The organism is Mesorhizobium sp. P5_C1, assembly GCF_054049815.1.
In genome coordinates this window covers 1-10,869 of record NZ_JBFULQ010000171.1, presented here as the reverse complement: position 1 = coordinate 10,869, position 10,869 = coordinate 1, and the positions used below count along the sequence as shown (strand labels likewise).

16 protein-coding genes are annotated in these 10,869 nt (G+C 63.4%); 7 read left to right on the top strand and 9 right to left on the bottom strand.

The window, feature by feature from the left end; genetic code table 11:
* Positions 1 to 532, top strand: a 532-nt coding sequence (locus ACXJ7R_RS15580; protein WP_457152611.1) for a phosphatase PAP2 family protein, incomplete at its 5' end; no start/stop codon positions are given.
* Positions 533 to 618: 86 nt separating this feature from the next.
* On the opposite strand, the gene ACXJ7R_RS15575 is transcribed toward ACXJ7R_RS15580, so the two are convergent.
* Both ACXJ7R_RS15575 and ACXJ7R_RS15570 read right to left on the bottom strand, forming a co-directional pair.
* On the bottom strand, positions 619 to 1,149 hold the full coding sequence (locus ACXJ7R_RS15575; RefSeq protein ID WP_457152610.1) for a hypothetical protein: 531 nt from the start codon (positions 1,147 to 1,149) through the stop codon (positions 619 to 621).
* 121 nt (positions 1,150 to 1,270) lie between these two features.
* Positions 1,271 to 1,597, bottom strand: coding sequence for a DUF1330 domain-containing protein (locus ACXJ7R_RS15570; RefSeq protein WP_095091320.1), 327 nt, complete (start codon positions 1,595 to 1,597; stop codon positions 1,271 to 1,273).
* A 174-nt stretch (positions 1,598 to 1,771) separates the two neighbouring features.
* Here ACXJ7R_RS15570 and ACXJ7R_RS15565 point away from each other — a divergent pair, with 174 nt between their 5' ends.
* The gene (locus ACXJ7R_RS15565) at positions 1,772 to 2,464 is read left to right on the top strand and encodes a winged helix-turn-helix transcriptional regulator (RefSeq protein WP_457152609.1); all 693 of its coding nucleotides are present in this window, start codon (positions 1,772 to 1,774) and stop codon (positions 2,462 to 2,464) included.
* A 53-nt stretch (positions 2,465 to 2,517) separates the two neighbouring features.
* On the opposite strand, the gene ACXJ7R_RS15560 is transcribed toward ACXJ7R_RS15565, so the two are convergent.
* Positions 2,518 to 2,916, bottom strand: a complete 399-nt coding sequence (locus ACXJ7R_RS15560; protein WP_457152608.1) for a helix-turn-helix domain-containing protein — start codon at positions 2,914 to 2,916, stop codon at positions 2,518 to 2,520.
* The gene (locus tag ACXJ7R_RS15555; RefSeq protein WP_457152607.1) at positions 2,916 to 3,212 is read right to left on the bottom strand and encodes a type II toxin-antitoxin system HigB family toxin; all 297 of its coding nucleotides are present in this window, start codon (positions 3,210 to 3,212) and stop codon (positions 2,916 to 2,918) included. The genes ACXJ7R_RS15560 and ACXJ7R_RS15555 overlap by 1 nt, the downstream gene beginning before the upstream one ends.
* Positions 3,213 to 3,349: 137 nt before the next feature.
* On the opposite strand from ACXJ7R_RS15555, the gene ada reads away from it, so the two are divergent.
* The 4 genes from ada (at position 3,350) to ACXJ7R_RS15535 (ending at position 6,335) form a co-directional block, all read left to right on the top strand.
* Positions 3,350 to 4,480: a bifunctional DNA-binding transcriptional regulator/O6-methylguanine-DNA methyltransferase Ada gene (ada, locus tag ACXJ7R_RS15550; RefSeq protein WP_457152612.1), complete on the top strand. Its 1,131-nt coding sequence runs from the start codon at positions 3,350 to 3,352 to the stop codon at positions 4,478 to 4,480.
* Between the two features lie 8 nt (positions 4,481 to 4,488).
* Positions 4,489 to 4,725, top strand: coding sequence for a hypothetical protein (locus tag ACXJ7R_RS15545; RefSeq protein WP_457152606.1), 237 nt, complete (start codon positions 4,489 to 4,491; stop codon positions 4,723 to 4,725).
* Between the two features lie 303 nt (positions 4,726 to 5,028).
* Positions 5,029 to 5,595 (top strand): methylated-DNA--[protein]-cysteine S-methyltransferase, encoded by a 567-nt coding sequence (locus ACXJ7R_RS15540; protein ID WP_457152605.1) that lies wholly within the window; start codon positions 5,029 to 5,031, stop codon positions 5,593 to 5,595.
* A complete protein-coding gene (locus ACXJ7R_RS15535) occupies positions 5,592 to 6,335 on the top strand; it encodes a 2OG-Fe(II) oxygenase (RefSeq protein ID WP_095091316.1) in 744 nt (247 codons plus the stop codon). Before ACXJ7R_RS15540 ends, ACXJ7R_RS15535 begins: the two co-directional genes overlap by 4 nt.
* An 8-nt stretch (positions 6,336 to 6,343) precedes the next feature.
* Here the strand turns inward: ACXJ7R_RS15535 and ACXJ7R_RS15530 are convergent, their stop codons facing one another.
* The 4 genes from ACXJ7R_RS15530 to ACXJ7R_RS15515 form a co-directional block, all read right to left on the bottom strand.
* Positions 6,344 to 7,279 (bottom strand): sigma-70 family RNA polymerase sigma factor, encoded by a 936-nt coding sequence (locus ACXJ7R_RS15530; protein ID WP_457152604.1) that lies wholly within the window; start codon positions 7,277 to 7,279, stop codon positions 6,344 to 6,346.
* A gap of 88 nt (positions 7,280 to 7,367) precedes the next feature.
* On the bottom strand, positions 7,368 to 8,126 hold the full coding sequence (locus ACXJ7R_RS15525) for an alpha/beta hydrolase (RefSeq protein WP_457152603.1): 759 nt from the start codon (positions 8,124 to 8,126) through the stop codon (positions 7,368 to 7,370).
* Positions 8,127 to 8,407: 281 nt separating this feature from the next.
* On the bottom strand, positions 8,408 to 9,289 hold the full coding sequence (locus tag ACXJ7R_RS15520; RefSeq protein WP_457152602.1) for an SDR family oxidoreductase: 882 nt from the start codon (positions 9,287 to 9,289) through the stop codon (positions 8,408 to 8,410).
* A gap of 129 nt (positions 9,290 to 9,418) precedes the next feature.
* Positions 9,419 to 10,006: a dihydrofolate reductase family protein gene (locus ACXJ7R_RS15515; RefSeq protein WP_457152601.1), complete on the bottom strand. Its 588-nt coding sequence runs from the start codon at positions 10,004 to 10,006 to the stop codon at positions 9,419 to 9,421.
* Between the two features lie 111 nt (positions 10,007 to 10,117).
* Between ACXJ7R_RS15515 and ACXJ7R_RS15510 the strand changes: the two genes are divergently transcribed.
* Positions 10,118 to 10,540: a winged helix-turn-helix transcriptional regulator gene (locus tag ACXJ7R_RS15510; RefSeq protein WP_457152600.1), complete on the top strand. Its 423-nt coding sequence runs from the start codon at positions 10,118 to 10,120 to the stop codon at positions 10,538 to 10,540.
* Positions 10,541 to 10,617: 77 nt separating this feature from the next.
* On the opposite strand, the gene ACXJ7R_RS15505 is transcribed toward ACXJ7R_RS15510, so the two are convergent.
* Positions 10,618 to 10,869, bottom strand: a 252-nt coding sequence (locus tag ACXJ7R_RS15505) for a DUF899 family protein (RefSeq protein ID WP_457152599.1), incomplete at its 5' end; no start/stop codon positions are given.

Sequence of the window (10,869 nt, the reverse complement as noted above, 5' to 3'; positions counted from 1 at the left end):
CGCCTTCTGGCGCGATCCAGTCAGGCGCTTGCGCTATCTATGGGCGTTCGCGCTGACGACGATCCTGTGCGGCACCGTTCTTGCGACCTTGCTGTCGTCCGCCGGCCCGATATTCCACGACCAGTTCTACGGCGGTGACCGGTTTGCCGGACTGCGAACCGCCCTGACTGAGAACGGCTCCGCCGCACCGGTTTATATCTATGCCAACTATCTGCTTGCAGCCTACAGGAGCGGACGTCCTGAGCTGGGCAGCGGCATCTCAGCCATGCCAAGCATGCATGTCGCCTTCGTTACGCTCAACGCGCTCTTCCTGACCGGTTTCGGTCGTCGCTGGGCCATCGTCGGCTGGTCCTTTGCGGCCTTCATCCTGTTCGGCTCGGTCTATACCGGCTGGCACTATGCCGTGGATGGCTACCTCTCGATCCTTGTCGTCTCCCTGCTCTGGTATGTGACGGGGCGTTTGCTCCTGCCGCAAACGAGCCGGGACATCGCCGAGCTGGGATCGGCGATCCCCGATCCGGTAGCACAATGACCGGGCCTGGCTGACGCCGGACAGCCGCGCCCCACAGGCCTCGGGCGAGTGGCCAGGCGGCATTGGCGCCGCCTGGCCATTGCCGGCTACTGGCTCGGCGCCATCGCGTGTTCGCATGACACTTTCGGGTTCATGTCGGCGAAGGTGCCGGTCGGGTTGCCTTTCCAGGCCCAGACATGCAGTTCGTAGAACGCGCCCAGGCCATAGCGATTGGGCGCGCTGTTGAAATTGAACAGCTGTCCGTCCAGCGACGCCGGCCCTTTCGAGGTGATGTATTCGACGGCCACCAGCCTCAGCGTGCCGTCGGCCATCGGCTCGTACATCACGGCTTCGGGACGGGCGATGTCGATCTTGTCATCCTTCAGATACTGGCCGCTGACGTAGTGGATGCCCATGGCGCCGCCGGTGATGCCGCTGGCGCAGGGAATAGGCGCATAGCCCTCGGCCGTCGCGGCCTTGACGTCGACAAACCGGCTGTTGGCAGCCCGTACCTTGTCGGCCAGCGGATTGGGGCCGGACGCAGCTGCTTCCTGATGGGCCTGCGCGAATGCGGTGCAGACGGCCAGCATGGCCCCCGCCATGAGAAGCCTGTTTCGGAAGTTCGATATCATGTTCATTCCATTCTTCTTGAAAAAGCACAGCTGGCAGGCGGCCGAAAATACGGAGGCCCGACACGCAAGCGCTGTGACTGTTGTTGCTTGGAGATCCAGCAATCGATGCGACGAATGCCGGGAACGGTCATCCCTTCGGCAGATACGGGATCGTTCCGGCCAGATCGGTGTTGTCGATCATCTGGAAACGGCTGTCGCTGCCATCCTGTCGGGCCGAAACGAAGGGCGCATACGCCGGATCGTTGGTGAAGGCACGCGCCGCCGCTTCCGACGGGAACGCCATCAGGGCGATCAGCGTGGTGTCGAGCGGCTTGCCTTCGAGCGTCTTCACATTGCCGCTGCGCGACAGGTATCTGCCGCCATGCTTGTGGACGAGATCGTGCACCGAGGCGGCATAGGACGGCATCCACTGCGGGTCCTTCACCTTGATGTCTGCGATGATGTAAGCGGTCATGGTCGTCTCCTGGTTGTGGCGCAAGGGGTATCCCGTGCACCGGCCAAGAGGTCGCATGGCAGGACGCCGGCCAACCAGTCCGCGATCTGTACTGGGGTGGTACAGTTTCCGTACTGGCCGCTTCCTTCATGAAGGCCTAATATTCAGCTCAGGTTCGAGGGAGAGGCACCAATCATGACCCAGCACGGATACAAGCAGTTCTGTCCGCTATCGATGGCAGCCGAGGTGCTCTGCACCCGCTGGACCATGGTTCTGCTGCGCGAACTTGTGGCAGGCTCGACCCGTTTCAACGACCTGCGCCGCGGCGTGCCGAAAATGTCACCGACCCTTCTGTCGCAACGGCTCAAGGAGCTCGAACTGGCCGGGATCATCGAGCGCAAGGAAGTGCCGGGCGAGAAAGGCATCTTCGAATATCGGCTGACGGAAGCCGGCAGGGATTTGCGCCCAGTCGTCGAGGCGATGGGCTTCTGGGGACAGAAATGGGTCGAGTCCCGGCTGTCGCTGAAAAACCTCGATCCGTCGTTGCTGATGTGGGACATGCGGCGCAACCTGAACCCCTCGCCGCTGCCCGATGGGCGCACGGTGATACAATTTCTGTATCAGGAGCTACCGGCGTCCAAACGGTCGTGGTGGCTGATCGTCGAGAAGCACGGTGAGGTCGATCTGTGCTGGTACGATCCGGGCTTTGACGTCGATCTCTACGTCTCGACCGACTTGCACACGATGACGGCGATCTGGATGGGGTTGATCACGGTCGAGAAGGCCGGGGCAAAGGTCGCGTTGACCGGCGACCAGCACATCGCGAGGAAAATGCAGACCTGGTTGGGTCTCAGCCCATTTGCGATCGAACCCAAGCGGGCGGCGTAGCAACGACGGCTCGGGCGACGGCGGTCGGCGGCGCTTGGCAGTCCGGCGACGGCTCAGGCGCGCTTGCGGCCTCTGGCATTTGCAAGATGGTAGGGCTGCACGAGGACATCGGCGGGAATGTTCCATTCCTTGTTCAGTTTGAAGATCATATCCAGGGTCAAGGCGCGCTTTCTGTTCAGCACCTCAGTCGCCCGAGGCGACGACCCGATCACCTCGGCCAGAGCCTTTCGCGACAGGTTGAACAGTTCCATGTGTGAGTGAATAGCTTCGACGGGATCGGGTGCCTTAATCGGATAGTGCTTATCCTCATAAGCTTCGATCAGAGTTGCGAGAATGTCGAATCGGTCACCATCGAGGGAGYCAACCTCCGGCTCATTCTCGAAATACTTGGTGATTTCGGCGATCGCCCAATCGTAATCGGCTTCGGTCTTAATGGGTCGAATATTTTCCATCACACCTTCTCCGGATCAATCTTGTCATACTCTTTGTGTGTCCCGACGAATTTGATCAGAACGCGGTGAAACTTGTAGGCGACGTGGACAATCAAGCGAAACTTATTGCCGCCGATGTCGAAAATGACGCGATTGTCACCCACGAAGTCGACTGTCGCCCCAAACGCGTCCTTGATGTCAGCCGGGGTCTTCCAATCAGCATTGCCAACAGCCACATACCAAGCTGTCAAAGGAGCTTCGGCCTGGTTGTGTTTGGCCCAAAAGTCCTTCAGGGCTTTCTTGGCAATTATCTGCATGGCCTGATATAGCAAGTTCCCAATTTGGGAACAAGAGGGTTTCCCCAATCAGGAAAGGCAGTTATGAGGCTTGCGCCTCCTGACACTTGGCAGGAAACGGGTGGCGAGGCCGGCTTTTGGCGGCTTCAATGCCGGGCATGTTCATCACCCTGGCCAAGAATCTGAAATCCACGCCGCTGCCGGTTGCCGACGATCCGCGCTGGGCGCGCATCGTTTCGCGTGACAAATCGGCCGACGGAGAATTCTGGTATTCGGTGGCGACGACCGGCGTCTATTGCCGGCCCTCCTGCCCGTCACGACGCGCCAACCCGAAGAACGTGCAATTGCACGACACTATGGACCAGGCGAAGGCGACCGGCTTTCGTCCGTGCCGGCGCTGCAATCCGGATGGCCCGTCGCTGGAGGCCGGGAACGCCGCGATGGTCGCCGACGCCTGCCGCAGGATCGAACGGAGCGAGGAAGAACCGTCGCTCGCCGAACTGGCGGCCGCCGCCGGGCGCAGCGCCGGCTATTTCCACCGCGTCTTCAGGGCCGTCACCGGGCTGACGCCGAAGGACTATGCCGCCGCGCAGCGCGCCGCCCGCATCCGCCAGGGCCTTGAGGACGGCGCCAGCGTGACATCGGCGATCTATGATGCCGGCTTCAATTCGAGCGGACGTTTCTACGAGAAATCGACCGGCATGCTCGGCATGACGCCGACGCGCTATCGCGCCGGCGGCGCGCATGAAGAAATCCGCTTTGCCGTCGGCGAATCCTCGCTCGGCGCCATCCTGGTCGCATCGAGCCAAAAAGGCGTCGCCTCGATCCTGCTCGGCGACGAGCCGGACACGCTGGTGCGCGACCTGCAGGACCGTTTCCCCAGGGCGCGGCTGATCGGCGGCGACCGCGACTATGAGGCTCTGGTCGCCCGCGTCGTCGGTTTCGTCGAAGCGCCGGCGCTTGGCCTCGACCTGCCGCTCGACGTGCGCGGCACCGCGTTCCAGCAGCGCGTCTGGCAGGCCTTGCAGGACATCCCGGTCGGCCACACGGTTTCCTATGCCGAGATCGCGGAGCGCATCGCTGCGCCAAGGGCGGCCCGCGCCATAGCCGCCGCCTGTGCGGCCAACAGCCTTGCCGTCGCCATTCCCTGCCACCGCGTGATCAGGAAAGACGGCGCGCTGTCCGGCTACGCCTGGGGTGCGGAGCGCAAGCGCGCGCTGCTCGACCGGGAGGCGGTGTCCGGCTCATCGGGCGGGGCGAGACCAGACCATCGGTCTTCTCAGACCTAGGAGACGCAATGCGCGCGATGGCCAGGTCTCCCGACACTACCGCTGATGGGAGCAGCCAAACCCGCGACAGTTCACGCGACCGGCGCGCCGATGACGCGAAATCACTGGTGATGACCGTCGTTAGCCAGATGGTCGATAATGGCAAGGTCGAGTGGAACCTGACCGCGACCGGCGAGATCGAGCTGCGGCTCCTGACCGGCGAAGTGTTCCTGCTCGGTGAAATCTCCGTCACCCGTGTCGCATGACAAAATGGGAATGGTTTCAATATCAGCGCTCTACGGCGCCCCCCTCTGTCCTGCCGGACATCTCCCCCACGAGGGGGGAGATCGGCTGTCACCACGACCTTGGCCAATCTCCAGCGTTGCAGGAAGAGAAGCCGGCGGCAGAACTGCCAATCTCCCTCCTTGTGGGAGATGTCCGGCAGGACAGAGGGGGGCGCCGTAGAGCACATACTTTTGCGCTCGCGATTTGAATTTGAAAGCAAGCACCGGAGTGAGGCACGGCCGGCATGCGACTAGGGTTCAGACACGGATAAAGGAGTGAAGGCAATGAACCCCATGCAAACTCGAACGGCAGTACAGACAGCGATAGCACGCAACGCTACCGCTACCCTCGACACCATCGCCTATGCCATTGGCCAGTCCGCGATCGGCAAGATCCTGGCGGCGCGCAGCGATATCGGCGTCTGCGCCATCCTGATCGGCTCGGACACCGACGCGCTCGAGCAGGACCTTGGCAATCGCTTCCCCGGCAAGATGCTGGTCGAAGACGAGACCGCCTTGCGCGACGATCTCACGGCGATAGCGCGCTTCGTCGAAACACCTAGCGCCGGTCTCGACCTGCCGCTCGACATGCGCCATGGCACGCCGTTCCAGCAGAGGGTGTGGGACGTGCTGCGCACCATCCCGTGCGGCGCCACCATCACCTACACCGCCCTTGCCCGCCGCCTTGGTCAGCCGAACGGTGCCCGCGCCGTGGCGACAGCCTGCGCGGCCAACGCCATCGCGATCGGCATTCCCTGCCACCGGGTCGTCCACACCGACGGCACGCTGTCCGGATACCGCTGGGGCATCGAGCGCAAGCGCGTTTTGCTCGACAAGGAGGCAACGCTATGAACGCCCATGCCAAGGTTGCCGCTTCCGTGGTCGAGGCCGCTGAGACGCGTGTCGCCGCGTACGACTGGCCAGCCCTTGCCACCGAGCTCGACGGCTTCGGCTGCGCGGTGATCGAAAAGCTGCTCTCGCCCGAGGAGTGCCGGCGGATCGCCGGCCTCTATCCTCATGAGCAGCACTTCCGCAGCCACATCCACATGGCCAGGCACGGCTTCGGCAAGGGCGAGTACCGTTATTTCCGCTATCCCTTGCCCGACCTCCTGGGCGGCTTGCGCAGCGCGCTCTATCCCAGGCTGGCCGGCGTCGCCAATCAGTGGAACGAGCGCATGGGGCAAGCCATGCGCTATCCAGCGACGCATGCCGAGTTTCTCGAACAGTGCCATGCCGCCGGCCAGACCCGGCCGACGCCGTTGTTGCTGCAGTATGTACCCGGCGACTTCAACTGCCTGCACCAGGACCTCTATGGCGACCTCGCCTTCCCGCTGCAGGTGGCGATCCTGCTTTCCGAACCGGGCGAAGATTTCACCGGCGGCGAGTTCGCGCTGACAGAACAGCGGCCGCGCATGCAGAGCCGTGTCGAAGTGGTGCCCTTGCGCCAGGGCGACGCGGTTGCCTTCGCCGTCCACAACCGGCCGGTGCAGGGAACCAAGGGCAACTACCGCGTCAACTTGCGCCACGGCGTCAGCCGCCTGCGCTCAGGCATGCGCCACACGGTCGGCATTATTTTTCACGACGCCAAGTGAGGCCGACTTCATCCGGCGTCGGCGGATGCCATATCCAGGATCCAGGGACACGCATAGTAGTCGCTGATATGATCGATCACGCCGCCGTCGGCATGGATCCGCACCAGATACGCCAGCCGCCAGACCACGCCATGCAGCCTGTCGACGAGCAGCACGTTTTCCCCTTCGAAGGCGCCTGGCCGTATGCGCCAGGGCAGCTCGCTGCGCTCAAATTCGGCGAAGTAGGGCGAGCTGGAGAGCAAGCCATTGTAGCAGTCCGAAACGCGCAGCCGGGCATCGGCGCTGGTCAGCGCCCGCACCCCGTCCCAGTCTCGTTTGTTGAACAATTCGACATAGCGGTCGAGCAGCCGCGCCAGTTCGGCATCGTGTAGCGGTGCCGCGATCGGCTGCGCCGGCAAGACGGCGAGCTTGGCGCGACCGCGGTTGAGCGCCGACTTGACACCGCCCGATGTCGAGCCGACCAGATCGGCGATCTCCTCAAGCGAATGGTCGAAGACATCCTTGAGCAGCACGCAGGCGCGCTCCTTCGGCGGCAAATGCACGACCAGCCGCTCGATGGCACGGCCGGCGCCGGGACCGGCGGGCTCGACAGGCAGCACGATCTCGTCGCCGGCATAGCCGGCCTCGGCTCGCTGCCGGGCGCGGCGGCTCCTGATGAAGTCGATGCAGCGGTTGTGGGCGATACGGAACAGCCAGGGCCGCAGCGCCTGCGCATCGTCGAGCAATTCGATCTTGCGATAGGCCTCGAACAGCGCCTCCTGCATGATGTCCTCGCCATCGAGGGCCGAACCGGTCATGCGCGCGCAGTACCGGTGCAGCTTGACGCGCAGATGCGAAACCGTCTCCAGGAACTCTTTGTAGCGCTGGTCGAACAGGCCTTCGGGGTCAAGCCGCGGCTGCATCCCTTGTGCCGGTTCGACGGGTTTGCGGATCTGCTGGTTCATCGCGGCATATCGGTCAGCGTCACCACACCATTGCGCAAGTGCTGCACGTCCACAAGCACGAAGCTCGATACGACCAGCCGGCGCATGCTCACGCCGCTCTGTCGCTGGTAGCTGGCAAGCCCAGCCTCGGCCGCACCCAGGTGGCGAGGCGGCCGATCGCATCGTCGGCTTCCGGCGCCTTGCCGGCCATCATCTGGAAGGAATGCAGCATGCCGTCAAAGACGTCGAGCCGCGTCTCGAGGCCGGCCAGCCTGGCGCGCTCGGCGAACATGCGGCTTTCGTCGACCAGCGTCTCGTCCGCGCCGGCTTGCAGGAAGACAGGTGGAAAACCGCTGAGGTCGGCATAGAGCGCACTGACCAGCGGATCGAGCCGATCGCCATCGTCGATGAAGTTCGTCACCAGCCAGTCGACGGCAGCCTTGGCGAAAGCCGGGTCCTTGTCGCGGTTGGTCTCATAGCTGGCGCCAGTCAGCGCCATGTCGAACCAGCCGGAGATGATCAGCGTCGCGGCAGGCAGCGGCCTGCCTTCCGCACGAAGGCACTGCAGCACGCCATAGGTCAGCACCGCGCCGCAGGAATCGCCGGCAAGTGCGATGTGCCTGGTGTCGAAGCCTTGCCGGGTGCGGTCGGTGAGCCAGTTCCAGGCGGTCATCGCCGCATTGAGCTGGGCCGGATGCTTCGCCTGATGCGCCAGCGGATAGCCGTAGAGCAACGCCCGGCAGCCGACGGCCTTGGCCAGATGCCCGACCAGCTTGCGGTGCGTGTAGATCGAGCCGCCGATGAAGCCGCCGCCATGCGCGTAGAACAGCACCCGCTGCTCGTCCGCGCCCTTCGGCACGATCCACATCGCCGGCACGCCACCGGCATCGACCTCGATATAGTCGACGCCGCCGGGTTCGCCGGTCAGCGCCGTCCAATGCGTGTCGTTGTAGTCGATGATCGCTTGCGGACTAGTCAGTTGCCGGCATTGGCAGCCAGCGCCGCATAGTGGTTCCTGTTTGCCTCGCTCTGTATGCTCGCCATTATGGTCTCCCGGGGTTGCGGATCGCGGGCCGCGCGACCTTCGAAGCCTAGGACGAACGGGCGGTCGGAAAGGATACGTGGCCGCGGAAGTTTTTTCGCGCGCGGCTAGTGCTCGCCGCCAAACATTGCAGCATGACGCCGGGCGAATTCGACGAACGGCGTTGCCCGCACGCCGAACATCTCGTGCGTCGCCAGATGCACCCGCGATTTCGGCCGCCGCAGCCGCTCGGCCAGTTGCTCGTCCAGCGCATCCGCGAAGTCGGTTGGAATGCCGCCGGCCACCAGATTGCGGCGCCGCACTTCAGGGCTCACATTGACATAGCGAACCGACTTGCCAATCGCTTGCGATATCCGCGCCGCGACATCGCACATCGTCAGCGCCTCGGGCCCGGTCATGTCGAGGCTCTCGCCCGCATGGCCGCCATCGCGCAGCAGCCGAAAGGCAACCTTGGCGATGTCTTCGACATCGACCGGCGACAACTCGGTGTCGCCGAGTGCGAGGCGGAAAACGCCCTCGGCGGCAATGGTTGGCGCGTCGCGCAGATAGACCTGCATGAACTGGCTGGGGCGCAGATGCGTCCACGCCAAGCCTGCCCCTTCCAGATAGCGCTCGATCTCCTCATGCATCCGCGTGAAGCGGAATTTCGTCGCGTCATAGCCGATGTTGGATTCCGCGCCAGAAAACTTCACCACATGGGCGATACCGGCCTGCTTGCAGGTGTCGATGAAGCGGCACTGCGTTTCCGTCATGTCCTCGGCGGCGGTCGAAATCATCAGCACGCGGTCGATGCCGTCGAGTGCAGCGCCCAGCGTTTCAGGCCGGCGCATATCGCCCTCGACCAGTTGTATCCCGGCAAGGTCGTCGAGCCCCGCCGCCGAGGCACGGGCCGGGTCCCGCACCAGCGCCCTCACCTCATGCTTCTGCCGTGCGAACTCGCGCACGATCGCCTTGCCGTTCAGGCCCGTGGCGCCTGTCACCAGGATCATGGTCTTGTCTCTCCGTTCAGGATTGATGCGCCCGCCCTGCTGGCGACCGCACGTTGAAGACGAAGAGACGCAGGCAAAGGATTCCGCCCAAACATTTTTATCGGCGAGATGCCTCCGCCATGCCTCGGATCATGCCACTGGCGCGTAGCGGTTGACCACCATCCCGCAGGCATAGGCTTTCGAGCCGAGCAGCCGCAGGGTCTCGAAACCGCCCTGGTCGAAGATCCGCCGTCCCGCGCCCAGCACCGCCGGGTTGACGAACAACTGGAACTCGTCGACCAGCCCTGCCGCGATGAGTGAGGAGGCGAAACCGGCGCCGCCGAAGACGGCCATATCGCCGCCCTCGCCCGCCTTCAGCGCCTTGACCTCGCGCGGCAGGTCGCCGCTCGCCACCGTTGTGCGCTCCCACCGCGAGGCTTTGAGCCTGTCGCTCAGCACCACCTTTCGTGCTTCGACGACGCGTTGCGCAAAGGCATAGAACGGATCGTGCGGAAATTTCTTCGCCGCATTGCCCCAATGGGTCAGGTAACCCTCCTCGGCCATCTTGCGGCTGAGCAGGATGGTGTCGACGCCGGCGAAGACGGCGTTGAAGTCCCGCTTCAGCTCGCCGTCCCAGGCGCTGTCGTCGCCCCATTCCCAGAGCTGCCAGTGATGATCCTCGTCGGCGCCGACAAAGCCGTCGACCGACATCTGCATCTGCAGGATCAGTTTTTTCATGGTCATTCTCCGGTTTGTCCCACACTGACGAATGCTTTACTTCTGGAACCATTTGACGCACGGCGGAGAATGATGTCAATAGTAAATTGATTTAAAAATGGAACCATAGACATGTCGACCAAGGGAAAGTCCGGCTGCCCGATCAACCTGTCGCTCGAACTGCTCGGCGACCGCTGGACGCTGCTCATCATCCGCGACCTGATCTTCGCCGGGAAAAAGCATTTTCGGGAATTCCTGCAGTCCGACGAAGGCATCTCCTCGCGCACGCTGGCCGAGCGGCTGCAGACGCTCCAGGAAGAAGGCATCCTCAACCGCAGCGACGACCCGACCCACGGCCTGAAAACGGTCTACAGGCTGACAGAGGCCGGCATCGACCTGCTGCCGGTGCTGGCGACGCTCGGCGCCTGGGGCAGCAAGCACCGCAAGGCCGACGACAAGCTCGCCCGGAACGCCGATAATCTGGCGGCCGGCGGCAAAGCCGCTCTGGACCAGATGACGGTGGCGTTGTGGGCCGAGCATCTGGCGAGCACTTGATCGCCGAAGCTGTGGAGACGCCCGGAGGCCCACGCCAAGGCAGGGCGTTGCTCAGCCGCGCGGCGACAAATGGATAATCATCGGCCCTCATACTCATCGTGAAGACGGACCCAGTCGCCCAAAGTATGTGACGGCCCATTTTCATTGCGACCGACGGGAGTGAGGTCGAGATAGCTATATGTCCCGATCAGGTTCTCACCGCCACGGCCCCGCACCTGGAAAGTGCAATAGATCTTCCCATCCTCATCTTTGTAGAAAACGGTCGAGCCACCGCGATCTCTGCCTGTAATCGCGACCTCCTCAAAATTGAATAGCACCTTGCCCGAGTT

Excerpts from the sequence above, each read along its gene's own strand:
- ACXJ7R_RS15575 (WP_457152610.1), bottom strand. The coding sequence starts at position 1,149 with ATGAACATGATATCGAACTTCCGAAACAGGCTTCTCATGGCGGGGGCC.
- ACXJ7R_RS15570 (WP_095091320.1), bottom strand. The coding sequence starts at position 1,597 with ATGACCGCTTACATCATCGCAGACATCAAGGTGAAGGACCCGCAGTGG.
- ACXJ7R_RS15565 (WP_457152609.1), top strand. The coding sequence starts at position 1,772 with ATGACCCAGCACGGATACAAGCAGTTCTGTCCGCTATCGATGGCAGCC.
- ACXJ7R_RS15555 (WP_457152607.1), bottom strand. The coding sequence starts at position 3,212 with ATGCAGATAATTGCCAAGAAAGCCCTGAAGGACTTTTGGGCCAAACAC.
- ada (WP_457152612.1), top strand. The coding sequence starts at position 3,350 with ATGTTCATCACCCTGGCCAAGAATCTGAAATCCACGCCGCTGCCGGTT.
- ACXJ7R_RS15545 (WP_457152606.1), top strand. The coding sequence starts at position 4,489 with ATGCGCGCGATGGCCAGGTCTCCCGACACTACCGCTGATGGGAGCAGC.
- ACXJ7R_RS15540 (WP_457152605.1), top strand. The coding sequence starts at position 5,029 with ATGAACCCCATGCAAACTCGAACGGCAGTACAGACAGCGATAGCACGC.
- ACXJ7R_RS15535 (WP_095091316.1), top strand. The coding sequence starts at position 5,592 with ATGAACGCCCATGCCAAGGTTGCCGCTTCCGTGGTCGAGGCCGCTGAG.
- ACXJ7R_RS15530 (WP_457152604.1), bottom strand. The coding sequence starts at position 7,279 with ATGAACCAGCAGATCCGCAAACCCGTCGAACCGGCACAAGGGATGCAG.
- ACXJ7R_RS15525 (WP_457152603.1), bottom strand. The coding sequence starts at position 8,126 with ATGTGGATCGTGCCGAAGGGCGCGGACGAGCAGCGGGTGCTGTTCTAC.
- ACXJ7R_RS15520 (WP_457152602.1), bottom strand. The coding sequence starts at position 9,289 with ATGATCCTGGTGACAGGCGCCACGGGCCTGAACGGCAAGGCGATCGTG.
- ACXJ7R_RS15515 (WP_457152601.1), bottom strand. The coding sequence starts at position 10,006 with ATGAAAAAACTGATCCTGCAGATGCAGATGTCGGTCGACGGCTTTGTC.
- ACXJ7R_RS15510 (WP_457152600.1), top strand. The coding sequence starts at position 10,118 with ATGTCGACCAAGGGAAAGTCCGGCTGCCCGATCAACCTGTCGCTCGAA.